This window comes from Variovorax sp. N23, from assembly GCF_025486315.1.
Taxonomy (GTDB): Bacteria; Pseudomonadota; Gammaproteobacteria; order Burkholderiales; family Burkholderiaceae_C; genus Variovorax.
The window spans coordinates 137,486-163,974 of record NZ_JAOOPY010000009.1 but is presented as its reverse complement, the minus strand read 5'-3'; the positions used below and the strand labels follow the sequence as shown (position 1 = coordinate 163,974).

Here is a 26,489-nt window from a genome sequence, read left to right as displayed (position 1 = left end):
GCCGGGCACCCGGCGCGGGTCGTTCAGCGCAGCGCGCGCCGGTACTGCACCGCCTCGGCCACGTGCACCTGCTGCACGGTTTCGGTTGCGGCCAGGTCGGCAATGGTGCGTGCCACCTTGAGGGCCCGGTGCGTGCTGCGTGCCGACCAGCCCAGCCGCGCGGCCGCGGTGTGCAGGAAGCCGAGCGCGGCCGGTTCCAGTGCGGCGTGGCGGTCGATCGCCGCGCCCGCCAGCGCCTGGTTCGGCGTGCCCTGGCGCGCGATGGCGCGTGCACGCGCGGCGACCACGCGCGCACGGATGTCGGCGGTCGATTCGCCCGGCGCGGCATCGAGTAGCTGCCGCGGCGCGATCGCCGGCACCTCGACGTGCAGGTCGATGCGGTCGAGCAGCGGGCCGCTGAGCTTGCCCTGGTAGCGCGCCACCTGCTCGGGCGTGCAGCGGCAGGCCTTGAGCGCGGAGCCAAGATGGCCGCAGGGGCAGGGGTTCATGGCCGCGACGAGCTGAAAGCGCGCGGGGAACTCGGCCCGGCGCGCCGCGCGCGAGATGGTGATCGTGCCGGTCTCGAGCGGCTCGCGCAGGGCTTCGAGGGCGGCCCGGGCGAACTCGGGAAATTCGTCGAGGAAGAGCACCCCCTGATGCGCCAGCGAGATCTCGCCGGGCCGCGGCGGCGAGCCGCCTCCGACCAGCGCCACCGCGCTGGCGGTGTGGTGCGGCGATGCCGTCGGCCGGCGCATCCACGTGTCGAGCGTGAAACGTCCGCCGAGGCTGGCGATGGCGGCGCTCTCGAGGGCTTCCTCGACCGTCATCGGCGGGAGCAGCCCGGCAAAACGCTGGGCCAGCATCGACTTGCCCGAGCCTGGCGGGCCGACCATCAGCAGGCCGTGCTGGCCGGTCGCCGCGATTTCCAGCGCGCGCTTGATGCCGGCGTGGCCCTTCACGTCGGCGAAGTCGGCGTAGGCCGTGGCGGCCGTGGCCGGGCTGGGCGCCACACGGGCCCAGCCTGCGGCCGGCGGCGCTTCGGGCCCACCCGCCGGCTGGTGCAGGAACTGGCCGACCACGTCGAGCAGGTGCTGCGCGCCATAGACCACCGCGTCGGGCACGAGCGCCGCCTCCTGGGCACTGTCGGCCGGCAGCACCAGGCGTGTGGCCACCCCACCGGTGTGCAGCGCCAGCGCCATGGCGAGCGCACCACGCACCGGCCGAAGATGTCCCGAGAGTGAGAGCTCACCTGCGAACTCGTGGCCGGCCAGTCTGTGGCCCTCGATCTGGCCACTGGCGGCCAGGATCCCCAGAGCGATCGGTAGGTCGAATCGGCCGGAATCCTTGGGCAGGTCGGCCGGCGCGAGGTTCACCACGATCTTCTTGTTGGTCGGGAATTCCAGCCCGGCGTTCTGGATGGCCGAGCGCACGCGTTCGCGGGCCTCTTTGACCTCGACGTCGGCCAGCCCCACGAGCGTGAAGCTCGGCAAACCGTTGGCCAGATGCACCTCGACCGTGACAGCAGCCGCGTCGAGCCCAAGCAGGGCGCGGCTTTGCACCAAAGACAGACTCATTTCTCTCCCTTTCACCAATGTGGTGCGATCTTGTACGTCTGGAGCGACAGCGCTCAGATTGGTGCACCTCTTGGCGGTGAAACAATTTTCGCCATGTTTCAAGCCGTGACAGTCCTTCTTCTGTCGGCCTCGCGCCCTGGACCCGTGCAGTTTGGCACGCTCCCTGCTTTGACAGGTTTCCCCCTACCTTCAAATCCTGCACAGGAGCCAAATCGATGATGCACCGTAAAACTGCCCAGGCCTTGGCCGTGGTCGCCCTCGCCACCCTGCCGATGTTCGCGAGCGCGCAACTGACGGCCAACGTGGCACTCACGAGCAACTACAAGTTCCGTGGGCAGGACCAGGACACGGGCCGCACCCGCGCCTTCAAGCCGGCGATCCAGGGCGGCTTCGACTACGCCTTCGGCGAAACGGGCTGGTACGTCGGCAACTGGAACTCCAGCGTCAACTGGCTGCCGGGCAACAGCATCGAGAGCGACCTGTACGGCGGCTACAAGTTCACCGCCGGTGGCGTGGCCTGGGACGTGGGCGCGTTGACCTACATCTACCCGGGTGCCAAGCAGGGCGACACCACCGAGCTGTACGGTGCCGGTACCTACGGTCCGCTGACCCTGAAGTACTCGCACACGATCTCCAAGGACTACTTCGGCTGGGCCCAAGAGAGCTCGGGTTCGGGCTACAAGGGCCGTAACACCGGCTACCTGAACCTGGCGTTCGCCCAGGAAGTCGCGCCCTCGCTGACGCTGAAGGCAGCCGTGGGCTACACGCGCTTCAACGGCGGCATCAAGGACTACACCGAGCTCAGCGGCGCGAAGATCCCGAACTACGTTGACTACGCACTGGGCGTGTCGTATGACTTCGGCAGCGGCGTGGCGCTGTATGGCGGCGTGCAGGGCGCGAACAAGAAGGACTACTTCGGCTTCGTGAACAAGGCGCGCGCCATCGTCACGCTGAGCAAGACGCTGTAAAGAACAAAGGCGCGGCCCATGCTGCCGCGCCGACCCATTTCATCTCTAGGAGAAACGCCATGAAGCTGGTCACAGCCATCATCAAACCATTCAAGCTCGACGAGGTCCGCGAGGCACTGTCGACGATCGGTGTCCAGGGGATCACCGTGACGGAAGTCAAGGGTTTCGGTCGCCAGAAGGGCCACACCGAGCTCTACCGCGGCGCGGAGTACGTGGTCGACTTCCTGCCGAAGGTCAAGATCGAAGCGGCCGTGGCCGACGAACTGGTCGAGCGCGTGATCGAGGCGGTCGAGGGCGCTGCCCGCACCGGCAAGATCGGCGACGGGAAGATCTTTGTCTACAACCTGGAACAAGTGGTGCGCATCCGCACCGGTGAAACCGGCCGCGAGGCACTCTGACCCGCATCGAGGCACGAAAGAACCATCGACATGAAAAAACTGCTTGTCTCACTCGCGCTCGGCCTGAGCGTGCTCACGGCCGGGGTGACCGGTTTCGCACAGACACCCACGCCGAACGCACAGGAAGCCGGCGCAACGTCTGCCTCCGCACCCGCTGCCGCGACGCCAGCGGCCGCGCCGGCCCCGGCCGCAGCCCCTGCTGCTGCTGCCCCGGCTGCCGAAGCTGCAGCGCCGGCCGCTGCGGCCCCGTCGTTCAACAAGGGCGACACCAGCTGGATGATGCTGTCCACGCTGCTCGTCATCATGATGACCATCCCCGGTCTCGCGCTGTTCTACGGCGGCCTGGTCCGCAGCAAGAACATGCTGTCGGTGCTGATGCAGGTGATGGTCACCTTCTCCATGATCGTGGTGCTCTGGCTCATCTACGGCTACAGCCTGGCGTTCACCGAGGGGAATGCCTTCATCGGCGGCTTCGACCGGCTCTTCATGAAGGGCATCTTCGATGCGGCCACCGGCACCTTCGCGCCGGGCGCGACCTTCAGCAAGGGCGTCTACATCCCCGAGCTGCTGTTCGCCGCCTTCCAGGCCACCTTCGCCGGCATCACCTGCTGCCTGATCGTCGGCGCCTTCGCCGAACGCGCCAAGTTCTCGGGCGTGCTGGTGTTCATGGTCATCTGGTTCACCTTCAGCTACGCGCCGCTGGCGCACATGGTGTGGTTCTGGATGGGTCCTGACGCCTACACCGCTGCCGGCGTCGTGGACGAGATGAACGCCAAGGCCGGTCTGATCTGGCAATGGGGTGCGCTCGACTTCGCCGGCGGTACCGTCGTGCACATCAACGCAGCCGTCGCCGGCCTGGTGGGTGCTTACGTGATCGGCAAGCGCATCGGCTACGGCAAGGAAGCCTTCACGCCGCATTCGCTGACGCTGACGATGGTCGGTGCCTCGCTGCTGTGGGTGGGCTGGTTCGGTTTCAACGCCGGTTCGGCTCTGGAAGCCGGCACCAGCGCCGTGCTCGCCTTCATGAACACCTTCTCGGCCACCGCCGCTGCGGTGCTCGCATGGTGCATCGGTGAAGCGATGATGCGCGGCAAGGCGTCGATGCTGGGCGCAGCGTCGGGTGCCGTCGCCGGCCTCGTGGCCATCACCCCGGCTGCCGGCAACGTCGGCCTGATGGGCGCGATCATCATGGGCTTCATCGCTGGCTTCGCCTGCCTGTGGGGCGTGAACGGCCTGAAGAAGCTGCTGGGTGCGGACGACTCGCTCGACGTGTTCGGCGTGCACGGTGTCGGCGGTATCGTCGGCGCGCTGCTGACCGGCGTGTTCAACACGCAGGCCCTCGGCGGCCCAGGCCTGGTCGGTGACTGGGTCACGGCTTCGGTCACCTCCAACGGCATCGGCGCACAGGTCTGGATCCAGCTCAAGGCCGTGCTGCTGACCATCGTGTGGTCGGGCGTGGTGGCCTTCATCGCCTTCAAGATCGCCGATCTCACCGTCGGCCTGCGCGTGACGGAAGAAGAAGAGCGCGAAGGCCTCGACATCTCCGCCCACGGCGAAACCGCCTACAACAGGTAACACCCCCGGAGGGCCTGGCGCACTGCGTGTCGCCTGGCCCTTCCCCCTCAAGGGGGCAACACCAGCGGCCCGGCAAAGCCGGTTCCGCGGTGTTCCTGGCAGGGATGAAAGAACGAATAGACGAACGAGTTTTCAGCGAGAGTCTCCTTTGGATGTTCAGCCCGCAGTGCTTCGGCACCGCGGGCTTTTTTTTGTCCTCCGCGCGCGGGCTGGGCTGCGGCCGCGACCGACAATGGCCCCATGAACTGGACCCCCCTCGACGACAGCGTGTGCCAGCTCGGCGAATCGCCGTTCTGGCATCCGGACGAACAGGCGCTCTACTGGCTGGACATCGTGGCGCGCACCGTGCTGCGCACCCGCGGCGATGGCGGCGCGATGCGCATCGAGCGCTGGCCATTGCCGAGCGAGCCCGGTTGCATGGCCCCTGCGCGCAGCGGCGGCCTGGTGCTGGCGCTGCGCGACGGCATCTACCGCGCCCGCGAATGGGGAGGCGCGCTGCAGTTGCTGGTGCGCGCCGAGCACGACACGCGGACCATGCGCTTCAACGACGGCAAGTGCGACGTGCTGGGCCGTTTCTGGGCCGGCACGATCAACGAAGCCAAGGACCGCGCCAACGCGGCGCTTTTTTGCCTCGATGCACGCGGCGGCCGGTCGCCCGTCTTCACGCCAATGGCGAACGAGGCCACGACCGCCAATGGGCTGGCTTTCTCGATCGACGCCCGCACGCTCTACTGGGCCGACACCGCCTCGCACGCGGTGCGCGCCTGGGCGTGGGACGCGGGCGCCAACACGCTGTCGGGCGAACGCGTCTTCACCCGTTTCGACGCCAAGCCCGCGGGATGGACGCCCGAGTCCGGCTTGCCCTACGACGGCCGCCCCGACGGCGCCACCGTGTCGGCCGACGGCCACTATTGGGTGGCGATGTTCGAGGGCGCCCAGGTGCTGCGCTTCGCGCCATCCGGCGAGCCGGTGGAAGCGCTGTCCCTGCCTGCGCAGTGCCCGACGATGCCCTGCTTCGGCGGGGCCGACCTGCGCACGCTCTTCGTCACCACCGCGGCCAAGGGCCGCAGCGACGCCGAGCGCGCGCGCCTGCCCCATTCCGGCAGCGTGCTCAGCACCCGCGTGGCGACGGCCGGCCTGCCGGTGAACTTCTTCGAGGATTGATGCGCACCAGTGGCGGGCACCGCGGCAGTACCATCGACCGCATGAACCCCGAGCTTCACGCCATCGCGGCGCGCATCCGCGCCACCACCGCTGCCGGCACGCCGCTGCGCATCCGTGGCGGCGGCACCAAGGACTTCTACGGCGAGCCGGTCGATGGCGAGGTGCTCGACACCCGGGCGCTGGCCGGCATCACCAGCTACGAGCCGAGCGAACTGGTGGTGACGGCGCAGGCCGGCACACCGCTGGCCGAACTCGAAGCCGTGCTGGCCGAGAAGGGCCAATGCCTGCCCTTCGAGCCGCCGCACTTCGCCACACCTGGCAGCGATGCCGGCAGCGGGGGCGGCACGGTGGGCGGCATGGTCGCCGCCGGCCTGTCGGGGCCCGCGCGCGCCAGCGTCGGTGCCGTGCGCGACTACGTGCTGGGCGCGACGCTGCTCAACGGACGCGGCGACCTGCTCAGCTTCGGCGGGCAGGTGATGAAGAACGTCGCCGGCTACGACGTCTCGCGCGTGCTGGCCGGTTCGCTCGGCGTGCTGGGGTTGATCACCGAGGTGAGCCTCAAGGTACTGCCGGTGCCACCGGCCGAGGCCACGCTGCGTTTCGCCTGCGGGCAGGCCGAGGCGCTCGAACTGCTCAACGGCTGGGGCGGTCGGCCGCTGCCGCTCAACGCGAGCTGCTGGGTGCCCGAAGCCGGCGACGGCGTGCTGTACCTGCGCCTGCGCGGTGCGGTGGCGGCGGTCGAAGCCGCCTGCGCGCATCTGGGCGGGGAGCGGCAGGGCGACGTCCGGGCCGACTGGGACGCCTGCCGCGACCAGCGATTGCCGTGGTTCGCCGACGCGCCGGCAGGCCGGGACCTCTGGCGCCTCTCGGTGCCGCAGACCGCGCCGGTGCTCGCGCTGGGCAGCGAGCCGCTCGTCGAGTGGCACGGCGGCCAGCGCTGGTATTTTGCGGCGCCCGGCGAGGGCGCCCGATTGCGCGAGGCGGCACGGGCGGCCGGCGGCCACGCGACGCTGTTCCGCGCAGCGCGGCACGACCCGGCGGTGCCGCGCTTCGATGCGCTCGCGCCGCCGCTCGCACGCATCCACCACGCGCTGCAGCGCGAGTTCGACCCGGCCGGCATCTTCAACCGCGGGCGTCTCTACCGCGCCGAGACCGCGCTCGGCTAGCCGGAGCCCGACACCACCGCCATGCGCCGCCTGCTCCATCTCACCGGTCAGCATCGGACCGCCTCGGTCGACCGGATCTTCGGCCTGCTGCTCGCCTTCAATGCCGGTGCCGTGAATGCCGGCGGCCTGCTGGTGGTGCACATGTACACCTCCCACATGTCGGGCTTCGCCTCGCAGGTGGCCGACGGGCTGGTGCTGGGCAACGTGCCGCTGGTGCTCGGCGCGCTGGGTGCGCTGCTGGCCTTCATCGCCGGTGCGGCCACGACGGCCGTGATCGTGCATTGGGCCCAGCGTCACCATCTGCGCAGCGCGTTCGCGATACCGCTGATGCTCGAGGCGGCGCTGCTGCTGGTCTTCGGGCTGCTCGGCGCCATCACGCTCACCTGGCCGACGCCCTTCGCGGTACCGCTCACGGTGCTGCTGCTGTCGTACATCATGGGCCTGCAGAACGCGCTGAGCTCCGCCATGTCGCACGGCAAGATGCGCACCACGCACATGACGGGCCACGTCACCGACCTGGGCCTGGAGCTCGGGCGGCTCTTTTATCGCAACCATCGTCTGACGCCCCCCGAACAGCGGGTGCGGGCCAACCGCGTCGCCCTGCGTTTCTACGGCGGGCTGCTCGGCATGTTCATCGTCGGCGGCCTCGTCGGCGCCGCCGGGTTCAAGTACATCGGCTTCGTCTGGGTCGTGCCGCTGGCCGCGCTGTTGCTGGCGCTGTCGCTGCCGCCCTTCCGGCGGGACCTGCGGCGCTCGACCTACCTGCAACTGCTGCTCGGCTCGGCCGCGCGGCGCTTCGGACGACGCGCGCCACCCTCCGGCCCGTAGGGCGCTCACAATCGCTGCAGAACGAGACACCCCACGATGCAAACCCAACTGGCCCCCGAATTCCAGGGCACGGCGGATGGCCGCGAAGCCGAAGCCATCCTGCGCAAGTGCGTGCACTGCGGCTTCTGCACCGCCACCTGCCCGACCTACCAGCTGCTCGGCGACGAGCTCGACGGTCCGCGCGGCCGCATCTACCTGATGAAGCAGGTGCTCGAGGGCCAGCCGCCGACGCGTGCCACCCAGCTGCACCTCGACCGCTGCCTGACCTGCCGCAACTGCGAGACCACCTGCCCGAGCGGCGTGCAGTACGGCCATCTGGTCGACATCGGCCGCAGGATCGTCGACGAGAAGGTGCCGCGACCGGCGATGGAATCGGCCACGCGCTGGCTGCTGAAGGAAGGGCTGACCTCGCCGCTCTTCGCGCCGGCGATGAAGCTGGGCCAGTCGGTGCGCGGCTTGTTGCCCGAGACGCTGCGCGCCAAGGTGCCGGCCCGGCAAGACGCCGGCACCTGGCCGACGCGCACGCATGCCCGCAAGGTGCTGATGCTTGCCGGCTGCGTGCAGCCGTCGATGATGCCCAACATCAACAGCGCGACCGCGCGCGTGCTCGATGCCGCCGGCATCCAGACCGTGATCGCGCCCGAGGCCGGCTGCTGCGGTGCCGTGAAGTTCCACCTCAACGACCACGAAGGCGGCAAGGCGCACATGCGCGCCAACATCGATGCGTGGTGGCCGCACGCCGAGCGTGACGATGTGGAAGCCATCGTCATGAATGCCTCCGGCTGCGGCGTCACGGTGCGCGACTACGGCCACCTCTTCAAGGACGACCCGGCCTACGCGCTGAAGGCCCGGCGCATCAGCGAACTGACGCGCGACCTGAGCGAGCTGCTGCCGGACCTGGTGCCCATGCTCAAGCCGCGCGTCAGGGCGCCGGCCGGCGTGGTCGCCTACCACCCGCCGTGCACGCTGCAGCACGGCCAGAAGCTGCGCGGCGGCGTCGAGGTGAACCTGCGTGCGCTGGGCTTCGACATGCAGGTCGCCAAGAGCGAAGCGCACCTGTGCTGCGGCTCGGCCGGGACCTACTCGGTGCTGCAGCCCGAGCTGGCCTACCCCCTGCGCGACCGCAAGCTGGGGCACCTGAACCAGTTGCAGCCGACGACCATCGTGTCGGCCAACATCGGCTGCATCACGCACCTGCAGAGTGGCAGCGAGACACCGGTGCGGCACTGGGTCGAGCTGCTGGATGCGGCGCTGACGCCGGCCTGATCGCACAGCGGGCGGCGTCATCGGCCGACGCGCGCGGGCCAGACGGTGCGGCACGCTCACTGCCTGTCCAAATCCGAGGAGTTCCGCACATGTCACCCCGCCGTTTGCTGGTCGTTCAATCATGTGTCGCGCTGGCCTGTGTCGGGGCGAGCGCGCTCACGCTGGTGCAGGCGCAAGGCGCCGTGCCCGAAATGCGCAGCGAAGGTCCGGTCCGCTATGCCTGCGGCGGGATCGGCGTGGACGAGTCCACCGCCATGCGCGCGGCGATGAAGTCGCATCCGCTCTCGCTGCTGTTTGCGCGCGCCGACGGTGCCTACCTGGCGGACGTGGCGGTGACGCTGACCGGCGCGGCGGGGCCACCGGTCAGCTTGCGCGCGGGCGGGCCCGTGTGTCTGCTGAATCTGCCCGCGGGCAACTACACGGTGGAAGCGGCCAGCGAAGGCGTGCGCAAGCGCCAGACGGTGACCGTGGGCGGCGCGCCCAAGACGCTCGACTTCCGCTTCTAGCCCGGCGTCGCCGTCTCGGGCGCGCACTGCGGCAGCCCGATCGTGAACTGCGTGCCCGCGCCGGGGCTGCTGGTCACGTCGATCCAGCCGCCGTGGCGCGCCACCACGGTGTTGACCACCGCGAGCCCCAGGCCCCAGCCGTGCGCCTGGCCGGTGCCGGTGCGCCGGACCCCTGCTTCGCGCACGCGGGACAGGCGGTCGCTGTCCATGCCGGCCCCCTCGTCGCGGATCGATAGCAGCACCTCGGAAGACTGCGCGTCCGCCGACGGATGGGTGGCCACGCAGACGTGGATCCGGCTGCCGGGCGCGCTGTGGCGGATTGCGTTGTCGAGCAGGTTGCGGATGGCGCGCATCAGCAGGGCGCCATCGGCCAGCACGAAGGCGTCGTCATCGTGCAGCCGCTCCACGATCGTGACTCCGCCCTTCTGGGCGTAGGCCCACACGGCGTCGAGGGCGTCCATGGTCACGCTCGCGACGGACACGGCGACGATGCGGTAGTCGGTCGACTCGGCCTCGAGCATCGTCATGAAGCTGTCCGCCATCGTGAGGGTGCGCTGGGCTTCGCGCGCCACGGCGGCGTTCAGGTCCCGGGCGGCCAGCGCCGAATCGCCCGCGGCATGCAGCTCGAGCAGGCTCAGGATCGACACCTGCGGCGCGCGCAGGTCGTGCGAGAAGAACGAGAATAGCGCGGCGCGTTCGCGCTCGGCCTGGCGCTCGCGGGTGAGGTCGCGCAGCACCACGATCCAGCGTTCCGACGCCGGGCCCGCTTCGCCCTTGCCGATGCACACCGCCTGGGCGCGGAACACCGAGCCGGTCCCCGTCATGTATTCGCCGGTCGCGGCCTCGCGCCACAGCGAAGGCAGCGCCGACGTGGCGTCGGGCGGGCCGTCGACGATTTCGAGCCGTTGCAGGGGCGCCAGCAGACTGAAGAGCTGGCGTCCGGCCAGCGTATCGCCCTGGCCTTCGGGCCGCACCCGCCCCCAGGTGGTGGGCGTCAGCAGTGCACAGGCGGCGGCGTTGGCCTGGCCGATCAGGCCATCGCCCCGGCAGATCAGCACCGCGACCGGCATCAGCGCCAGGCTGTCGCTGAGCGTCGACTGCAGCATCACCAGACGATCGATGGCGCGATCGAGCGAATGGGTGCGCTGCTCGACCGAATCCATGGCCACCGGCCGGGCCGCCGGCGCCGGCTCGAACGCACCGGCGGGCACGGCGTTCAGGGCGTCGACGCGCTGGCGGAAGAACTGCATCAGCGCCGCCAGGCGCCGCCAGCTCCACATCACATAGGCGGACGCGATGCCGGCGAGCGGCGTGGCGATGGGCAGCGCCGTGCGGGCCTCGTGCAGGGCGACGATGCCCAGGCCGGCCGTCACCGCGCCGAGCAACAGCGCACCGACCGCCGCATACCGCGCGAACACGAGAAAGAAGGTCAGCGCCGTCCACAGCGGCAGCGCGATCCAGAGCCACACCGTGAGCGTGTCCGGGAATTCGATGGTGCGGCCCTGCATCAGCACGTCGAGCGCGTTGGCGTGCACCTCCACCCCAGGCAGGGCGGTGCCCCGCACCCCCATGCCCGTCACCGCCAGCTGATCGCCGAGCCGCGAATCCTCCACCGCGCCCACCAGCACGTTCTTCCCGCGAAAGGTCTCCGGCGGCACCGTGCCCAGGAGCACGTCCACATAGGACACCGTGCGGTAGCTGCCCGCCGGCCCGGCCAGCCGGAACCCGAAGCGCGACAGTCGTGTCCACTGGCCGTTGGGTTCGAAGCTCGGCCGTGCCGGCGCCGCATCCGCCGCGCCGGATGCGATCAGCACCCCGACATACGGCGCCAATCGTGCCGGCGTACCTTCGTAGCGAAACAGCGTGCGCACCCGGTCGTCGCGGTCGGCGTTTGCGTTGACATGGCCGATCCCGTGCGCTGCCGCCGCCAGGACCGGAACGGGCGCGCCGTAGCCGACCGGCGAGGGCGCGCCGGCCGGCATCGCACCGAAGTTCAGCGGCAGGTAGACCGGCAGCTTGGTCATCGCGGCGGCGAGCGCGGCATCGTCCTCCGGGGGGCCGGGTGTGTCGAAGAACACGTTGAACAGCACGCTGCGCGGCGCATGCGGCGCCAGCTGTTCCAGCAGCCGCGCATGCATCGTGCGGGACCAGGGCCAGGGGCCGAGCGCCTCGATGCTGCGCTCGTCGATGCCGATGATCACGATCTCGGGCGAGGGCGCTGCGCGCTCGTCCGTCCGCAGAACCCGGTCGTAGAGCAGGCGGTTGATGTCGTCCAGGCCGGGGCGATCGTTGACCCACAGCAGGACCAGGGGCAACAGCGCGGCGATGAGCAGCCACTCGATCAGGAAACGGCGGCGCATCGGTCGGCGGCTTCGGGGACGGCGCGTCGTCTCAGGATTCGGCCGGCGCCACATCCGGGCGGACCCACTCGAGCCGATAGCCCTGGCCGTACACCGTCTGCAGTTGGATGCCGTTCACCGGATGAAGACCGAGCTTGTTGCGCAATCGGTAGATGTGACTGTCGAGGGCGCGTGAAGACAAGGCGTCGCTGCGCTGGCTGCCCTGCTCGAGCAGGTAGGAGCGCGACACCGGCTGGCCGATGTGCCGGAACAAGGCCAGTGCCATGCGGAATTCGCGGTCGGTGACCTCGCAGCGCTGCGCCATCCCGCCCGAGGGCGAAGCAATCTCCACCACCAGCAGGCCGCGGTCGAACAGCCATGCGCCATAGCGTTCCTGCAAGGGCGTCTGTGTGGCCGCATTCGCCTGCGCCGTGTCATGGTGCTGCTTGAGCAGTCTTCGCACACGGGCGCACAGCTCGAGCGTGCGAAAGGGCTTGACCACGTAGTCGTTCGCCCCCTCGTCGAGCGCTTCGGCGATCTGCCGCTCGGAGCCGTGCACGCTGAGCATCAGCACCGGGGTCTCGTCCTTCTGGTAATCGCGCAGCCAGCGGAGCAGGTCGATGCCATCGAGGTCGGGCACCGTCCAGTCGAGGATCAGCAGGTCGAAGGTGTCGAGCCGCAGCGCCCGTCGCAGCGCTTCGCCCTTGTCGAAGGGGACGATCGTGATGTGCTCCTCCGGCAATGCCATCTGCTGGTTGAGAGCCCTGATCACATGCACCCGCTGGTGGGTGTCGTCTTCGAGTACGGCGATACGCATCTTCCGAATGTCCTACATGCCAAGAGTTCTGCGGTAAATGTCGCCGAATCTGAGGCTTATCGCGAATTTTTTGCAGCATCTTCGACGAACGGACGGCTCCCAAATTGTAACTTCTGGTCGCTGTTTAGCCAATTAGATAACAGTTTCTGACCGGAATTGACAGCAAATCTCGCAAAAACTCGCGCTTTCTGCCGCTCTCGTATCTGCCTCGACACCATCCGCCCTCGATCAGGGAGTCGGGCCCAAAGCAACCGAACGACGTTGCGCCAAGGCCTTCAATCGGAATGGAAACAAAGGGGCGAGATCGTGAATAAAACTTATCGGTCGATTTGGAACGAGGTGCTGGGCGCCTGGGTGGCAGTACCGGAAATCGGCGGCGGTCGCCGCAAGGGCGCATCGAGGGCTGCCGTCGGCGCGGCCGTCCTGCTGCTGGTCGGCGGCGTGGCGCAGGCTCAGGTGAAGATCGGCGACAACCCGACCACCATCAATCCGGGCTCCTTGCTCGAGCTCGAGAGCACCAACCGCGGCGTGTCCATGCCGCGCGTGGCACTGACGGACCGGGCGACCTGGACCCTCAACGGCAACCAGCCGGTGGAGGGGATGATGGTCTACAACACGAACGCCACCACCGGCGTGAATGGCCTGCAGGCCGGCATGGCGGTCTGGAAGGGCGGGCAGTGGATCAGCGTGGACGAGACGCCGTACTTCCACGTCAACTCGACGGCGGTGGGCAACTCGACGTTGGCGAACTCCGGTGCCACGGGTGCGAATTCCATTGCGGTGGGGCCGAATGCCACGGCCTCGGGCGATGCCAGTTACGCCGCCGGTCTGGGCGCCACGGCTTCTACGGGCAACAGTGTTGCCATCGGCGCCAATGCCGTTGCCAGCAACGGTGGCTTGGTGGCCATCGGCCACAACGCGCAATCGCTGGCACAGAACACCATCGCGATCGGCGGGACGGCCTCGGTCCGGCTCGGCATCGCCATCGGCTTTGCCTCGAATTCAGCGGGCAATGGCGCCATCACGATCGGTGACGCCTCTTCGTCGACCGGCGCGTACAACGTGGCCCTCGGCATGATCTCCAAGGCAACCGGTACTGCCTATGCCACTGCGCTGGGCTACAACGCCACCGCGTCGGAAACCAGCGCGACTGCGCTCGGTGTCAATTCGGTGGCATCAGCCTACCGTGCCACGGCCTTGGGCCGGCAGTCGACGGCGTCGGGTGAAAGCTCCGTGGCCGTCGGTAGCGGGGCTGTTGCCAGTGCACTCTACAGCGTGGCACAAGGTTTCGAAGCCAACTCCTCGGTTGAAGGTGGTGTCGCGCTGGGTTCGAGCGCGGTCTCCGACCGCGCCATTGCCGGCAGCCAGGGCACCATCCCCGCCGGCAGTTCGCTCATCACCTACAACACGACCGACAGGACGCTGCTGGGTGCCGTGTCGGTGGGCAACGCCACGAGCTACCGCCAGATCACGAACGTGACCACGGTGCTGGCGCTGGGCAGCACGGCTGCGATGGCAGGTGATGTCGTGCAGACGACAGGCGGCACGCTGGGTGCGACAGCAACCGGTGCATCTGCCATTGCGTTGGGCAACAACGCCGAAGCCAGCGGCACCAGCATGACGGCCATCGGCGGGTCGGCAGGCGCCGGGACGACGGGCTCCGACATCATCGTCATCGGCAACAACGCCGGTCAGAACATGAACGGCGCCTACATCACGGTGATCGGCAACGGCGCGGGCACGAATCTGACGGGTCAGTACAACGCGGTGGTTGGCTACAAGTCGGGCGAGGGCGTCACGGGCAACTCCAACACGCTGCTCGGCGGCTATGGGGCGGGCACGGGCACCACGGGCGACTTGAACACCAGCGTGGGGAGCTTCAGCGGTCAGAGCATCACGGGTGATCGCAACACCAGTATCGGCACACGTGCCGGCCAAAACTACAACGGCGCAGCGGGCGGCAACGACAACACCGCCGTGGGCTACCGCGCCGGTCAGAACGCAGCGAGCAGCGGCAACACTGCGCTCGGCAATGTCGCAGGCAATGGTGTGACCGATGGCGGCAAGACCTACCAACTCACCACGGGTGAAGGCTGGACCATGAACGGCGTCTTCAACAGCGCCGTGGGCGCGGGTGCCGGCCAGCTTGTCAGCGGTGCCGACAACGCGGCGCTGGGCACCAACGCCGGTGTCGGCGTCACCGGCAGCGGCAACGTCGCGGTCGGCAAGGGCGCAGGCAGCGGAGCCATCACCCCGGGCGGAACGGTCAATTGCATGCAGCCTGGCGTGAAGGACGGTTGCAACCAGGCAGGCACCACTGTCGGAACGCTGGCCGTCGACAACACGGTCGCCATAGGCACCGCCGCCATCGCCAAGGCGACGAACGCCATTGCGATCGGCACCAACGCTGTAGCCAGCAGCGCAAGCGCCGTGGCCATCGGTCAGGGCGCTCAGGCCAACGGTCAGCAAGCCATCAGCGTGGGCACCGGCAACATCGTCAATGGCAACAACGCCGGTGCCTTCGGCGATCCGAACACGGTGAACGGCAACGGCTCGTATGCCTTCGGCAACAACAACACGGTCAATGCGAACAATGCTTTCGTCATGGGCAACAACGTGACGGCTGCTGCGGGCCTCGATGGCGCCGTGGTGCTGGGCAACGCTTCTACGGTGACGGCTGCCACGCCGACGGCAAGCAACGTCATCAACGGCCGGACCTTCACGTACGCGGCGGCCGGTGCAGCCCCTGCGGCCGGCGATGTCGTTTCGGTCGGCTCGGCCACGGCACCCCGCCAGATCCAGAACGTGGCCAACGGCCAAGTGACGGCGACCAGTCTCGACGCGGTCAACGGCAGCCAGCTGTACAGCGTGGCCGATCAATTGAACACGACCATCACGGCGAACAAGACCAAGTACTACCACGTCAATTCGGTCGGTGGCGGCAACGAGGCCAACGACGGCGCCACCGGCGTTGACGGGATCGCAGCAGGCAAGAACGCATCGACCAGTGCCGATGCGGGTGTCGCCATGGGGCTCGGCGCAACTGCCAGCGGGGCTGGCAATGCGGTCGCCGTCGGCAGTGGGGCTGTGGCCTCTGCGCAGAATGCACTCGCCTTGGGCGCGGGTTCGGCCGCGAGCGCCGAGAATGCGATTTCGATGGGCTCAGGCTCCCAGAGCACTGCAGGCCAAGGGACGGCGATCGGCAATGGCAGCTTCGTCAGCGCCATCGGCGGCACGGCGACCGGCTTCAATGCCGGGGCGATCGGCGGCAATGCGGCGGCCTATGGCGCCAATGCCTACGCTGCCGGCCTGAGCTCGGCGGCCTTCGGCGACGAAGCCCAGGCCCTGGCCGCATCGAGCGTCGCGCTGGGTGCGACGGCGATGGCGACTGTGGCCAACGGCGTGGCGCTGGGCAGCGGCTCGGTGTCCGACCGTGCGGTCGTGCCGACGCAGGGCCAGATTCCGGTTGTCCTGACGCCCGAAGGCGGCAGCATCAGCGTGCCCTACAACACCACCGACAAGACGCTGCTCGGCGCCGTGTCCGTCGGCAACGCCACCAGCTATCGCCAGATCATCAACGTGGCCGACGGCACACAGGCCAACGACGCGGTCACCAACGTCGATGGCTCGGTCAACTACAACAGCGTGACCATGGGCGGCAACAACACGACCGGCCCCGTCAGCATCCACAACGTGGCACCGGGCGTGGCCGGCACCGACGCGGTCAACGTGAACCAGCTGACCACGGTCAATAACAACCTGAACAGCCGCATCGATTCGGTCAACAACCGCATCGACGGCGTCGCCAGGAACGCCTACGCCGGCGTCGCCTCGGCGATGGCGCTGCAGATGCCGGCGAGCTATGTCCCGGGCAAGACGGTCATGCGCCTGGGCGTCGGCAGCTTCAAGGGCGAAGGCGCGGTGGGCATCAGCTTCCGCCGGACGGCCGACAACAACGCCTGGAGCCTGACGGGCGGCCTCGCCACCAGCCGCGCCGGGGTGGGCGCCACCGTCGGCGCCGAATGGGTTTTCAACTGATCACGAAGGGACTGCATTCATCATGAAAACGCTTCTTCAAGCCAAGGCACCCGTCGCCGGCTACGCGCTCCCGCTCATCGCCGCCTGCGTGGCGGCGGTCGTGACCATCGGTTGCGCCGCGCCGAGCCACACCATCACGCCCGAGATGCAGGCAGGCGCGGCCGCGGACAACCCGGCACCGCCGAAGGAGGCCGACTTCCCGGCGCTGACCTCGGCCAAGTGGCAGCAAGGGAGTTTCCCGAGCCTCGAGGCACTGCGCGCCATGCGCACCGGCATGGGCAAGGACCAGGTGCGCGAACTGCTGAGCTTTCCGCATTTCAGCGAAGGCCTGGGCGGTGTGCGCGAGTGGAACTACATCTTCCATTTCCGCACCGGCCCGGGGCCGGCGTACATCACCTGCCAGTACATGGCGCGCTTCAATGCCGACGTGCTGACGAACGGCATGTACTGGAAGGGGCCGGGCTGCGCGGACCTGCTGGCGCCTGCGGTGGTCGCGGCCAAGCCGGCGGCGCCGGTGGTGCAGCCCCTGCCGGTGGTGCCCGCAAAGACCACGCTGGGGGCCGACGGCCTGTTCCGCTTCGACCGCAGCGCGGAGGGCGACCTGCTGCCGGGCGGCCGGCAGCGCGTCGAGAAACTCGCGGCCGACCTGCGCGGGCAGACCTTCGATCGGGTCGTCGTCACAGGCCACACCGACCGGCTCGGCGCCGCGGCCTACAACGACGCCCTGTCACTGGCTCGCGCGCAGACCGTGCGGCAGTTGCTGGTGCAGAACGGCGTCGATGCCGCGCGCGTGCGTGCCGAAGGCAAGGGCGAGCGGCAGCCGGTGGCCCACTGCACCGGCACCGCCCGGACGCCCGCGCTGATCGCCTGCCTGCAGCCGGATCGCCGCGTCGAGATCGAAGTCCTGGGGCTCCGGTAGGGCGCGCGGCACGGGTACGGACACGGTGCGCTCGCGATCCGCGCGATGCCCCGTGTCCGGCGCCGAGAACATGCGCCGGACGCATTCTTGAACATTTGTTGCCGAATAGTTTGCATTTTCGGGGCGAAATGCGCCCGAAATCTCGCAAAACCTCGCCATTGCTGCCGCGACGCCTTTCTTCCCGACACCATCCGGCCCCATCAGGGAAGTCAGCCGCGCCACAAGACGCGCAGACGTCGCGCGGATTTATTCAGAACACAAACGGTACATGCCATGGACGGGACGCAGCACGGATCGAGAGGGCACATCGGGAATCCCCGGTCGTGGTCTGCCGTGCCCCGCGCCGCCGTCCACCCTGTCGCCGCCACGGTACACCCACGCTGGGGCGTACCGCCATCCTTTGCTGTCACGCCGACGCTGTACTTCCACGCCAACTCCAGCGGTGCTGATTCGCTGGCTGTTGGCGTGGAATCCGTCGCCATTCCTTCGCCGGCCGCCATGGCGGTCGCACAGCGCGTGTCCTGACCCGTCAGGGGACGGACCTCTCTCATGTTTGTCTCAACGATGCCTGTCTCCCCATCCGGACGCCCTGGGTTCAGGGTGGTCGTCGCCGTCCTGGCCGCGATGGTCATGGCCGCCACGCCTCTCGCCTTCGGTCAGCAGCAGGACACCGCGGCGCCGTCGGTCGGCACGGTGGCGCGCCTGGCCGGACGCGCGGGCGTGCAGACTTGCCTCGACGCGGCCCGTCGCTTCGGACCGGCGTTGACGGGCACCGCCGGCAGCCATGCCGCGGTCGCCATGAGCCATCCTGCGGCGCCGGACGCCGCGACGCTGGGCGTGGTGATCGAACGCAACGATGCGGCAACGACGAGCCTGGTGAGTGCGGCCTTTGCGCCGACCGCACGGGGCGGCTGCGACCTGAGCTACGACAAGGTCGACGTGTGGCGCAAGTCGTGCCAGGACGTCGCGCTCGAGGAGCTTCGCCATACCCAGGCACTGGAGCGTCTGGGCGAACAGATCGCCGTCATTGCCCTCAGCCCCACCCATCACATCTACCTGATTCGGATTGCCGGCGGTTGCGTCAGCGTGACGAAGGAAGTGCTGTACCCGTGACGATGCCGCACGGCTTGCGCAACGCAGCTGCGCTGCCGCGGGGCCGGTGCGCACCTCCTGCAGACACGGTGAGCTGACCATGGATTTCTGGATCGTGGCCTTGGTCATCTGGCTGGCGCTTCTTTGCATCATCGTCGGCGTCCGGATGGACCGCAACGATGCGACGTGGGTTCGAGACATCGCGTTCGAGCCCACCGAAGCGATCTCGCCGCATCAGCTCTTCGGGCTCCTGCTCGGCGCCAACCTGGCGCTGCTCGAACGCGACGACTTCAACCAGCTCGCGAGCAGGCTGTCGCCTCGGCGTGTCCGCCGACTGCTCGCGCGGTACTGGAACATTCATTCCGCGCGCGATTTCCAGAAGGTGGTGGCCGAACGGCTCCGTGGATTGGGGGCGCTGTCCGCCGAAGAGGCCGAAGCCTTCGATGCCTGGTGCAGCGGCGCGCCCGTCGACAGCCTGGCCTACCGGTCGCTGCGCGATGTGCTGGCCTTTCTGTCGATGCACGCCCGTGTCGTGAAGCCCGGCGAACTGCGCGACGCGCATTGCCACATGGTGGCGTGGGATGTGCAGCAGGCGGCCTACCTGCTGCGGCTCGGCTTCACGATGGGCTATGCGTCCCGCGAGGCCGTGTGGACCGCCCTCGAGCGCCTTCGGCAGACGGCGCGCGCGAGCTGCGCGTCCTGGAAGGACTATTCGCTGTCGGCCCTCGTCGGGATGGGGGTGCGTGGCGTGGTCGACCTCGAGGACATCGGCGACTGGTACCACATCGCGCGCAGCCACACGGCCTTCCTCGCCGCCCGGCGCCCGCTCCTGGCGTGCGCCTCGGACTGGGCCGCGCCCGGCCGCGCCTCGCAGGACGAACCGCTGGCCCGTTCCTTCGCCGTCGGGTGGCCGACCACGGCCTTCGATTCGATCCGGTAGCCGAGCTCGGCCTCGACGTTCAGCCCCGCAGCGCCGCTTCGATGTCCTTCGCGAGCGACGCCGGCGTGTCCAGCGGGGCGTAGCGCCCGATCACCCGTCCGTCGCGGCCGATGAGGAACTTGGTGAAGTTCCACTTGATGACGGTGCTGCCGAGCAGGCCCGGCTTCTCCTGCACGAGCCACTGGTACAGCGGCAGCGCGTCGCTGCCCTTGACGTCGACCTTCTGCATCATCTGGAAGCTGACGCCGTAGTTCTTGGTGCAGAAGGCGCCGATCTCGTCATTGCTGCCCGGGTCCTGTCCGCCGAACTGGTTCGACGGAAAGCCGAGAATGCTCAACCCCTCGGACGCATAGCGCTGGTGCAGTGCTTCGAGCCCGGCGAACTGCGGCGTGAACCCGCACTGGCTGGCCGTGTTCACGATCAGCAGCACGCGGCCACGGTAGTCCGCCAGCGAAATGGCGTGGCCGTCGATGGCCTGCGCGGTGAAGTCGTAGATCGATGCCATCGGTGCTCCTCGGGGGTGGAAGAAGACCGCGCCTTCGGCGGCACGGCGCTCAGTGGTGCTTGTCGCTGCGTGCGATCGACAGCAGGTGCTCGACTTCTTCGGGGTACCGGCGCAGGTTGTTCTCGTGCCAGCGCTTGATGATCCACATGAAGCCCGCGACCACGACGCCGAAGGCGGTGATGGCCGAGTACGCCGACAGGCCGAGGCCGGTACAGGCGCTGTAGAACGCGCCGAGGATCAGGATGCAGGCCTGCTCGTTGAAGTTCTGCACCGCGATCGAACGGCCGGCGCCCATCAGGTTGTGGCCGCGATGCTGCAGCAGTGCGTTCATGGGCACCACCAGGAAGCCGCCCAGCCCGCCGAGCAGGATGAGGAAGGGCACCGCCACCCAGATGTTGCCGATGAAGTTCATGCCGATGACGAGCAGGCCCATGCCGATGCCCAGCGGAATCACGCGCGTGGCCATGTCCAGCCGCATCTTCATCGAGGCGACCACCGCGCCGATGGCGGTGCCGATGGCGACCACGCCGGTCAGCGAGGACGCCTGCGCGGTGTTGTAGCCCAGCGCCAGCGAGGCCCACGACAGCACGATGTACTTGAGGTTCCCGCCGGCGCCCCAGAACAGCGTGGTGGTGGCCAGCGAGATCTGGCCGAGCTTGTCGCGCCACAGGCGGGCGTTGCAGTGCCAGAAGTCCGGCAGCAGCGCGGCCATGTTGCGCGCGAAGCTGTGTTGCGGGTTGATGCGCAGCGGCCGCATCTCGACGCCGGTGTGCGGGATGCGCGTGTTGAACCACGCGGCCAGCATGTAGACGAAGATCAGTGCGGCGATGGCCGCTTCCGGCGGCGTGCTGATGCCGGTGTCGATGCCGGGAATGTCCCAGGCCAGCAGCTGGCTCGACACCGCGTGGCCCACCAGCTGTCCGCCCAGCACGATGCCCAGGATGATCGAGGCGATGGTCAGCCCTTCGATCCAGCCGTTGGCCTTGACCAGCTGCGACGCCGGCAACAGCTCGGTGAGGATGCCGTACTTGGCCGGCGAGTAGGCGGCGGCGCCCAGGCCGACAACGGCGTAGGCCAGCAGCGGGTGCGAGCCGAACAGCATCATCATGCAGCCCACCACCTTGATCGCGTTGCTGATGAACATGACGCGCCCCTTGGGGTAGGCATCGGCGAAGGCGCCCACCAGCGGGGCGAGCGCCACGTAGAAGAGCGTGAAGATCGGCACCAGCGCTGCCCGCTGCCATTCGGGGGCACCGGACGACCGCATCAGTTCGACGGCCGCGACGAAGAGCGCGTTGTCGGCCAGTGACGAAAAGAACTGGGCCGACATGATGGTGTAGAAACCGCGCTTCATCGATGGGCTGGCTGGCCAGGGTGGGGCTGGCGCTGTGGTGGTGCGGTAGAAAAAAAGACTTCGCCGAGACGGCGAATGCGCGGTTATAGCATGGGGGTGCGATGCCAAAATGGCGTTCCCTGCAGCGGCAACCCCCATCGTGGCAGGGCGTTTTCTTCTGCCTGAGAGGTCCTGTTTCGTGCCCCGTCCCATCCTCGCCACCATCCATGCCGGCGCCTTGCGCCACAACCTGGAGCGCGTGCGGCGCTCTGCACTCGAGTCGCGCGTCTGGGCCGTCGTCAAGGCGAACGCCTATGGCCATGGCATCGAGCGCGTCTTCGATGCGTTCCGCGGGGCCGATGGCTTCGCGCTGCTCGACCTGGCTGAAGCCGAGCGCGTGCGCGCACTCGGCTGGCGCGGCCCTGTCCTGCTGCTCGAAGGCGTCTTCGAGGCCCGCGACCTGGAACTCTGCTCGCGCCTGGGCCTGTGGCATGCCGTGCATTGCGACGCCCAGATCGACATGCTGGCGGCCCACAAGACGCAGGTGCCGCACCGTGTCTTCCTCAAGATGAATTCCGGCATGAACCGCCTGGGCTTCCCGCCCGAGCGCTTCCGTGCCGCGTGGACCCGGCTCAACGCGCTGCCGCAGGTCGACGAGATCTCGCTGATGACGCACTTCAGCGACGCCGACGGCCCGCGCGGGATCGCCGAGGCGCTGGCCGCCTTCGAGCGCGCCACGCAGGACCTGCCCGGCGAGCGCTCCATCGCCAACAGCGCTGCCGTGCTGCGCCATGCGCCCGAGACGCGCATCGACTGGGTGCGCCCCGGCATCGTGCTCTACGGCGGCGTGCCCGACTTTCCCGAGCACGACAGCGCGCACTGGCAGCTGCAGCCGGGCATGACGCTGTCGACGCGGCTCATCGGCACGCAGGACCTGCAGCCCGGTGCGACCGTCGGCTACGGCTCGCACTTCGTGGCCGAGGCACCCATGACGATCGGTGTCGCCGCGGTGGGCTATGCCGACGGCTACCCGCGTCACGCGCCCACCGGCACGCCGGTGCTGGTCGACGGTGTGCGCACACGGCTGGTGGGCCGCGTCAGCATGGACATGGTCACGGTCGACCTCACGCCGCTGCAGGCGGCCGGGCGCCCGGTCGGCTTCGGCAGCGAGGTCACGCTGTGGGGCCGCGCGTCGAACGGCGACGCGCTGCTGCCGATCGACGAGGTCGCGCGCGCCGCGGGCACCGTCGGCTACGAGTTGATGTGCGCGGTCGCGCCGCGCGTGCCGGTGGTGCTGGGCGACTGAGCGCACCGCACCCATGAAGGTTCTTTCCAACTGGCGCTCGGTGCGTCTCTGGGAAAGCGGCTTCGAGCGCGACCTGCACCGGCGCCACAGCCTGCGCATGCACGGGCTGCTGCTGGGCATCTGCACGCTGCTGCTGATGTGGGCCGTGTCGGCGCTGCAGATGCTGGCCGGCAACGACTCGCTGGCGTTGCGCTACGCCGTCACGCTCGGCGTGGGTTACCTCGGCTACCTGGGCCTGCTGCGCTGGTGGGCGCAGCGGCTGGTCGAGGGGCGCGCCGACATCGACCCCGACATTCCCGACGTGCTCGACCTCACGTCCAACCGATCGACCTGCGCCGAGGCCGGGGATGGCCATGCGGTGGGCGACATCGCCAGTGGCGCGCTCGAAGCGGCAGCCGGTGCCGACGAGGGCGCCGTGGTCGTGGTGCCGGTGGTCGCCATCTTCCTGATCGGCATCGCGCTCGTGGCGGGCGCGGGCGCCCTGGCGCTGCTGTACTTCGGCTGGGACGCGCTGCTCGCAGTGGCCGTCGAGATCGCGTTCTCCTACGTGTCGGCGCGCGCCGCCGTGCGTGTGGCGCGCGAAGGCTGGCTCAGGGTCGCCGTCAAGCTCACCTGGAAGCCCTTGCTCGGCGCGCTACTGTGCGCCGTGCTGCTCGGCGCCGTCATCGACCGCTTCATGCCGCGGGTGAACTCGCTGCCGCAGGCGGTGCGCGTGCTGCTGCACCGCTAGCGGCGCAGCAGCGGCGCTTCGGTTCAGTACAGCCCGAGCTGCCGCGTGCGCAGGCGCGCCAGCCCCAGCAGGGCGGCCGTGAAGGGCGTCGGCACGCCGGTGCGCTGGCCGAGTTCGTGCACCACGGTCACCAGCGCGTCGAGTTCGACCGGCCGGCCGGCTTCCACGTCCTGCAGCATCGAGGTCTTGAAGGCGCCGAGCTTGCGGGTCACCGCATGGCGGTCCTCGGGCATCTCGGCGATCGGAATGCCGATGCGCGCGCCGATCTCCTTGGCTTCGAGCATCACCGCCGAGATGAAGCCGCGCACCTCGTCGTCGGCCAGGATCAGGTCGGTGGTGGCGCCGGTCAGCGCGCTGATGGGGTTGACCGTCATGTTGCCCCAGAGCTTGTACCAGACGTCCTTCTGGATCTGCGGCGAGACGCGCGCCTCGATGCCGCCTCGTACCAACAGCGCGGCCAGTGCTTCCACACGCTCGCTGGGCTGACCGGAGGGCGTGCCGACGATCAGCCCGTTGCCGAAGTGGTGGCGCACCACGCCGGGCGCATCGAGCGCGCAGCTCGCATGCACCACGCCGCCGACCACATGGCGCGCCGGGATGGCCGCCGCGATCGCGCCGTCGGGGTCCACGGCCTGCAGCCGCGTGCCGGCCAGCGCGCCGCCGAAACCGCCGTCGAGAAACCACCACGGCACGCCGTTCATGGCCGTGAGCACGAGGGTGTCGGGGCCGATCAGCGGCGCGATGCGTGCGGCGACACCCGCGAGCGACGGGGCCTTCACGGCGATGACGACCACGTCCTGCACGCCGAGCGCGGCCGGGTCGTCGACCGCATTCACCGCCACCTGCGTGCGCTGGTCGCCGCGCACCACCACCAGCCCGTCGCGGCGCAAGGCGTCGAGCGTGGCGCCGCGCGCCACCACGTTGAGTTGCTGGTCGGCCTGCGCGAAGGCAGCGCCGATCCATCCGCCGATCGCGCCGGCGCCGTAGATGCAGATGTTCATGGCCGCGATGGTGCCAGAAGGCGCGGCGCCATCGCGCCGCACGCTCAACGCCTCAACCTTCGGCGGTGAAGCCGACCTGCTTGACGATCGGGCCCCACTTCGCCGTGTCCTTCTTGATGAGGTCGGCCAGCTCGGTCGGTGTCGACGCCATCGCTTCCAGCCCGAAGGTGCCCAGGCCGTCGACCACGTCCTTGGAGGTGAGCGCGGTCTTCATCGCCGCGTTCAGGCGCGCCACCAGCTCGGGCGAGGCCTTGGCCGGCAGGAAGAAGGCGAACCACTCGCTGTGCGCCATGTTGGCGATGCCCTGCTCGCCGAACGTGGGCACATCGGGCGCGAAGCGGCTGCGCTTGGCACCCGACACGCCCAGGATGCGCACCTTGCCGCTGGGCAGATGCTGCGTGATGTCGCCGATCGGGCCCGACACGGCCGAGATGTTGCCGCCCAGCAGGTCGAGCATGGCCGGTTGCGTTCCGCGGTAGGCCGCGTGCTTGAGCTCCACGCCGCCGCTCTTGCCCAGCAGCGCGCCGATGAAGTGCGGCGTCGAGCCGGCCGCCGGCGAGCCGAAGTTCGCGCCGGTCGGGTTGGCCTTGGCCCAGGCCAGGAACTCGGGCACCGTCTTCACGCTGGCGGGCACCGACGGCCCGACCGCGAAGCCGAAGTCGAACGCGCAGCCCAGCGACACCGGCGTCAGGTCGGTCTGCGGGTCGTACGCCAGCTTCTTGTAGATGTGCGGGTAGATGGTGAGCATCGACGTCGGCGTCTGCAGGATGGCCGAGCCGTCGGCCGGCCGGCCCTTGATGTAGCCGATGGCGATCTGCCCGCCCGCGCCGGTGCGGTTCTCCACCACGGCGGCCTTGGCGAACTCGGGGCTCAGTTTCTGCGCCACGCGGCGGCAGATGGTGTCGGAGGTGCCGCCGGCGGCGAAGCCGGTGACGATGGTGGTGGTCTCGAGCTGGGCCTGGGCGAAGGCCTGCTGGCCGATGCCGGCCAGCAGGGCCGAGGCGCCGGTGGTCTGCAGCAGGTGGCGGCGGGTGAAATGCATGGTGTCTGTCTCCGGAGGTTGGAAAGGGTCACGCGCACGGGAAAACCCGGCGCGTGCCGAACCTTTATTTTTCCAGCAGCGGGTGTATCGGCACCCCCGCGTTTACGCCACGTTCGGCCGTTTTTTTCAGTAGCCGTTGACCGTCGGCGTGGCCGCGCCTTGCTTGTAGCGCGCCAGCAGCGCCTTGGCCGCCGCCGTCAGCACCACGGTGTCGACGCCGACCGCCACGAAGAGCGCGCCGGCGGCGAGCCATTTGCGCGCCTGCTCTTCGGTCGTCGCCAGAATGCCGGGCGCCTTGCCCGCCTTCAGGATGCGCGCGATGCCATCGGCGATGGCGGCCTGCACGTCGGGATGGTTCGGCTGGCCCGGAAACCCCATCGATGCCGACAGGTCGGCCGGGCCGATGAAGACGCCGTCGACGCCCGGCGTGGCGGCGATGGCGTCGAGGTTCTGCATCGCCTCCACCGTCTCGGCCTGTACCAGCAGGCAGGCTTGCGCGTTGGCTTCGTGGATGTAGTTCGGGTGGGCCTGCCAGCGCGAGGCCCGCGCCAGCGCGCTGCCCATGCCGCGGATGCCCTCGGGCGGGTAGCGCATGGCCTGCGCCAGTTGCGCGGCCTGTTCGGCGGTGTCGACCATCGGGATCAGCAGCGTCTGCGCGCCGATGTCGAGGTACTGCTTGATCAGCGCCGTCTCGCCCACCGGCAGCCGCACCACCGGCTGCGTGCGGTGCGGCAGTGCGGCCCAGGCGCTCGAGATGGCCTGCAGCTGCGCCAGCACCGAGCGCACGTCGTTGGGCGCGTGCTCGCCGTCGATCAGCAGCCAGTCGTAGCCAACGCCGGCCAGGATCTCGGCGGCGTAGCCGTCGGCCAGGCCGACCCACAGGCCGATCTGGGCGGGGCCGTTCTGCATGGCGGTCTTGAAGGTGTTGAGGGGGGTGTGCATGAGGTGGGGACTCCGATGGTGACCTGCGATGAATGCGCGGATTATTGAATGGTCGGCGGCG

General features: G+C 69.0%; 22 protein-coding genes. 14 read left to right on the top strand and 8 right to left on the bottom strand.

All coding sequences use genetic code 11. From position 1 onward, the window contains the following. Positions 1 to 23: 23 nt before the first annotated feature. On the bottom strand, positions 24 to 1,553 hold the full coding sequence (locus N8A90_RS15640; RefSeq protein ID WP_262075866.1) for a YifB family Mg chelatase-like AAA ATPase: 1,530 nt from the start codon (positions 1,551 to 1,553) through the stop codon (positions 24 to 26). Between the two features lie 218 nt (positions 1,554 to 1,771). On the opposite strand from N8A90_RS15640, the gene N8A90_RS15635 reads away from it, so the two are divergent. The 8 genes from N8A90_RS15635 to N8A90_RS15600 all read left to right on the top strand — a co-directional run bounded on the left by N8A90_RS15635 (position 1,772) and on the right by N8A90_RS15600 (position 9,424). Next, the gene (locus N8A90_RS15635) at positions 1,772 to 2,521 is read left to right on the top strand and encodes a TorF family putative porin (protein WP_262075906.1); all 750 of its coding nucleotides are present in this window, start codon (positions 1,772 to 1,774) and stop codon (positions 2,519 to 2,521) included. A gap of 59 nt (positions 2,522 to 2,580) precedes the next feature. After that, positions 2,581 to 2,919, top strand: a complete 339-nt coding sequence (gene glnK, locus N8A90_RS15630; RefSeq protein WP_140844855.1) for a P-II family nitrogen regulator — start codon at positions 2,581 to 2,583, stop codon at positions 2,917 to 2,919. Between the two features lie 30 nt (positions 2,920 to 2,949). After that, positions 2,950 to 4,494, top strand: coding sequence for an ammonium transporter (amt, locus tag N8A90_RS15625; RefSeq protein WP_262075864.1), 1,545 nt, complete (start codon positions 2,950 to 2,952; stop codon positions 4,492 to 4,494). Positions 4,495 to 4,734: 240 nt separating this feature from the next. Continuing rightward, positions 4,735 to 5,658: an SMP-30/gluconolactonase/LRE family protein gene (locus N8A90_RS15620; RefSeq protein WP_262075863.1), complete on the top strand. Its 924-nt coding sequence runs from the start codon at positions 4,735 to 4,737 to the stop codon at positions 5,656 to 5,658. Between the two features lie 41 nt (positions 5,659 to 5,699). Continuing rightward, a complete protein-coding gene (glcE, locus tag N8A90_RS15615) occupies positions 5,700 to 6,824 on the top strand; it encodes a glycolate oxidase subunit GlcE (RefSeq protein ID WP_262075862.1) in 1,125 nt (374 codons plus the stop codon). A gap of 21 nt (positions 6,825 to 6,845) precedes the next feature. Continuing rightward, the gene (locus N8A90_RS15610; RefSeq protein WP_262075861.1) at positions 6,846 to 7,652 is read left to right on the top strand and encodes a YoaK family protein; all 807 of its coding nucleotides are present in this window, start codon (positions 6,846 to 6,848) and stop codon (positions 7,650 to 7,652) included. Positions 7,653 to 7,688: 36 nt separating this feature from the next. Then, positions 7,689 to 8,918, top strand: a complete 1,230-nt coding sequence (gene glcF, locus N8A90_RS15605; protein WP_262075860.1) for a glycolate oxidase subunit GlcF — start codon at positions 7,689 to 7,691, stop codon at positions 8,916 to 8,918. 89 nt (positions 8,919 to 9,007) lie between these two features. Further along, on the top strand, positions 9,008 to 9,424 hold the full coding sequence (locus tag N8A90_RS15600; RefSeq protein ID WP_262075859.1) for a carboxypeptidase regulatory-like domain-containing protein: 417 nt from the start codon (positions 9,008 to 9,010) through the stop codon (positions 9,422 to 9,424). Here N8A90_RS15600 and N8A90_RS15595 read toward each other — a convergent pair. After that, positions 9,421 to 11,784, bottom strand: coding sequence for a CHASE2 and HATPase_c domain-containing protein (locus N8A90_RS15595; protein WP_262075858.1), 2,364 nt, complete (start codon positions 11,782 to 11,784; stop codon positions 9,421 to 9,423). The genes N8A90_RS15600 and N8A90_RS15595 overlap by 4 nt on opposite strands. A 31-nt stretch (positions 11,785 to 11,815) precedes the next feature. Then, positions 11,816 to 12,580, bottom strand: coding sequence for a response regulator transcription factor (locus N8A90_RS15590; protein ID WP_262075857.1), 765 nt, complete (start codon positions 12,578 to 12,580; stop codon positions 11,816 to 11,818). A gap of 306 nt (positions 12,581 to 12,886) precedes the next feature. Here N8A90_RS15590 and N8A90_RS15585 point away from each other — a divergent pair, with 306 nt between their 5' ends. From N8A90_RS15585 to N8A90_RS15570, 4 genes are all read left to right on the top strand, one after another. Beyond that, positions 12,887 to 16,618 carry a beta strand repeat-containing protein gene (locus N8A90_RS15585; RefSeq protein WP_262075856.1) on the top strand — a complete coding sequence of 1,244 codons (3,732 nt, stop codon included), beginning with the start codon at positions 12,887 to 12,889 and terminating at the stop codon, positions 16,616 to 16,618. 22 nt (positions 16,619 to 16,640) lie between these two features. Further along, entirely contained in the window at positions 16,641 to 17,537 is an 897-nt protein-coding gene (locus N8A90_RS15580; protein WP_262075855.1) for an OmpA family protein, read from the top strand. A gap of 630 nt (positions 17,538 to 18,167) precedes the next feature. Continuing rightward, positions 18,168 to 18,650 (top strand): hypothetical protein, encoded by a 483-nt coding sequence (locus N8A90_RS15575; RefSeq protein ID WP_262075854.1) that lies wholly within the window; start codon positions 18,168 to 18,170, stop codon positions 18,648 to 18,650. Between the two features lie 79 nt (positions 18,651 to 18,729). After that, positions 18,730 to 19,569: a DUF1266 domain-containing protein gene (locus N8A90_RS15570; RefSeq protein WP_262075853.1), complete on the top strand. Its 840-nt coding sequence runs from the start codon at positions 18,730 to 18,732 to the stop codon at positions 19,567 to 19,569. Between the two features lie 19 nt (positions 19,570 to 19,588). Here the strand turns inward: N8A90_RS15570 and N8A90_RS15565 are convergent, their stop codons facing one another. Together N8A90_RS15565 and lplT are read right to left on the bottom strand one after the other, a co-directional pair. Next, a complete protein-coding gene (locus N8A90_RS15565) occupies positions 19,589 to 20,074 on the bottom strand; it encodes a glutathione peroxidase (RefSeq protein WP_262075852.1) in 486 nt (161 codons plus the stop codon). A gap of 49 nt (positions 20,075 to 20,123) precedes the next feature. Next, the gene (gene lplT / locus N8A90_RS15560; protein WP_262075851.1) at positions 20,124 to 21,428 is read right to left on the bottom strand and encodes a lysophospholipid transporter LplT; all 1,305 of its coding nucleotides are present in this window, start codon (positions 21,426 to 21,428) and stop codon (positions 20,124 to 20,126) included. Positions 21,429 to 21,606: 178 nt separating this feature from the next. On the opposite strand from lplT, the gene alr reads away from it, so the two are divergent. Both alr and N8A90_RS15550 read left to right on the top strand, forming a co-directional pair. Further along, positions 21,607 to 22,713, top strand: coding sequence for an alanine racemase (alr, locus tag N8A90_RS15555; RefSeq protein ID WP_262075850.1), 1,107 nt, complete (start codon positions 21,607 to 21,609; stop codon positions 22,711 to 22,713). A 13-nt stretch (positions 22,714 to 22,726) separates the two neighbouring features. Further along, positions 22,727 to 23,443, top strand: a complete 717-nt coding sequence (locus N8A90_RS15550; protein ID WP_262075848.1) for a hypothetical protein — start codon at positions 22,727 to 22,729, stop codon at positions 23,441 to 23,443. A 23-nt stretch (positions 23,444 to 23,466) separates the two neighbouring features. Here N8A90_RS15550 and N8A90_RS15545 read toward each other — a convergent pair whose 3' ends face one another. The 3 genes from N8A90_RS15545 to hpaI all read right to left on the bottom strand — a co-directional run bounded on the left by N8A90_RS15545 (position 23,467) and on the right by hpaI (position 26,428). After that, entirely contained in the window at positions 23,467 to 24,444 is a 978-nt protein-coding gene (locus N8A90_RS15545) for a 2-dehydropantoate 2-reductase (RefSeq protein ID WP_262075847.1), read from the bottom strand. Between the two features lie 52 nt (positions 24,445 to 24,496). Continuing rightward, the gene (locus N8A90_RS15540; RefSeq protein WP_262075846.1) at positions 24,497 to 25,486 is read right to left on the bottom strand and encodes a Bug family tripartite tricarboxylate transporter substrate binding protein; all 990 of its coding nucleotides are present in this window, start codon (positions 25,484 to 25,486) and stop codon (positions 24,497 to 24,499) included. 126 nt (positions 25,487 to 25,612) lie between these two features. Then, on the bottom strand, positions 25,613 to 26,428 hold the full coding sequence (gene hpaI, locus N8A90_RS15535) for a 4-hydroxy-2-oxoheptanedioate aldolase (protein ID WP_262075845.1): 816 nt from the start codon (positions 26,426 to 26,428) through the stop codon (positions 25,613 to 25,615). Positions 26,429 to 26,489 lie beyond the last annotated feature (61 nt).

Bases quoted from the DNA above. Each gene is read 5' to 3' on its own strand.
- N8A90_RS15640 (WP_262075866.1), bottom strand. From the start codon at position 1,553: ATGAGTCTGTCTTTGGTGCAAAGCCGCGCCCTGCTTGGGCTCGACGCG.
- N8A90_RS15635 (WP_262075906.1), top strand. From the start codon at position 1,772: ATGCACCGTAAAACTGCCCAGGCCTTGGCCGTGGTCGCCCTCGCCACC.
- glnK (WP_140844855.1), top strand. From the start codon at position 2,581: ATGAAGCTGGTCACAGCCATCATCAAACCATTCAAGCTCGACGAGGTC.
- amt (WP_262075864.1), top strand. From the start codon at position 2,950: ATGAAAAAACTGCTTGTCTCACTCGCGCTCGGCCTGAGCGTGCTCACG.
- N8A90_RS15620 (WP_262075863.1), top strand. From the start codon at position 4,735: ATGAACTGGACCCCCCTCGACGACAGCGTGTGCCAGCTCGGCGAATCG.
- glcE (WP_262075862.1), top strand. From the start codon at position 5,700: ATGAACCCCGAGCTTCACGCCATCGCGGCGCGCATCCGCGCCACCACC.
- N8A90_RS15610 (WP_262075861.1), top strand. From the start codon at position 6,846: ATGCGCCGCCTGCTCCATCTCACCGGTCAGCATCGGACCGCCTCGGTC.
- glcF (WP_262075860.1), top strand. From the start codon at position 7,689: ATGCAAACCCAACTGGCCCCCGAATTCCAGGGCACGGCGGATGGCCGC.
- N8A90_RS15600 (WP_262075859.1), top strand. From the start codon at position 9,008: ATGTCACCCCGCCGTTTGCTGGTCGTTCAATCATGTGTCGCGCTGGCC.
- N8A90_RS15595 (WP_262075858.1), bottom strand. From the start codon at position 11,784: ATGCGCCGCCGTTTCCTGATCGAGTGGCTGCTCATCGCCGCGCTGTTG.
- N8A90_RS15590 (WP_262075857.1), bottom strand. From the start codon at position 12,580: ATGCGTATCGCCGTACTCGAAGACGACACCCACCAGCGGGTGCATGTG.
- N8A90_RS15580 (WP_262075855.1), top strand. From the start codon at position 16,641: ATGAAAACGCTTCTTCAAGCCAAGGCACCCGTCGCCGGCTACGCGCTC.
- N8A90_RS15575 (WP_262075854.1), top strand. From the start codon at position 18,168: ATGGCCGCCACGCCTCTCGCCTTCGGTCAGCAGCAGGACACCGCGGCG.
- N8A90_RS15570 (WP_262075853.1), top strand. From the start codon at position 18,730: ATGGATTTCTGGATCGTGGCCTTGGTCATCTGGCTGGCGCTTCTTTGC.
- N8A90_RS15565 (WP_262075852.1), bottom strand. From the start codon at position 20,074: ATGGCATCGATCTACGACTTCACCGCGCAGGCCATCGACGGCCACGCC.
- lplT (WP_262075851.1), bottom strand. From the start codon at position 21,428: ATGAAGCGCGGTTTCTACACCATCATGTCGGCCCAGTTCTTTTCGTCA.
- N8A90_RS15550 (WP_262075848.1), top strand. From the start codon at position 22,727: ATGAAGGTTCTTTCCAACTGGCGCTCGGTGCGTCTCTGGGAAAGCGGC.
- N8A90_RS15545 (WP_262075847.1), bottom strand. From the start codon at position 24,444: ATGAACATCTGCATCTACGGCGCCGGCGCGATCGGCGGATGGATCGGC.
- N8A90_RS15540 (WP_262075846.1), bottom strand. From the start codon at position 25,486: ATGCATTTCACCCGCCGCCACCTGCTGCAGACCACCGGCGCCTCGGCC.
- hpaI (WP_262075845.1), bottom strand. From the start codon at position 26,428: ATGCACACCCCCCTCAACACCTTCAAGACCGCCATGCAGAACGGCCCC.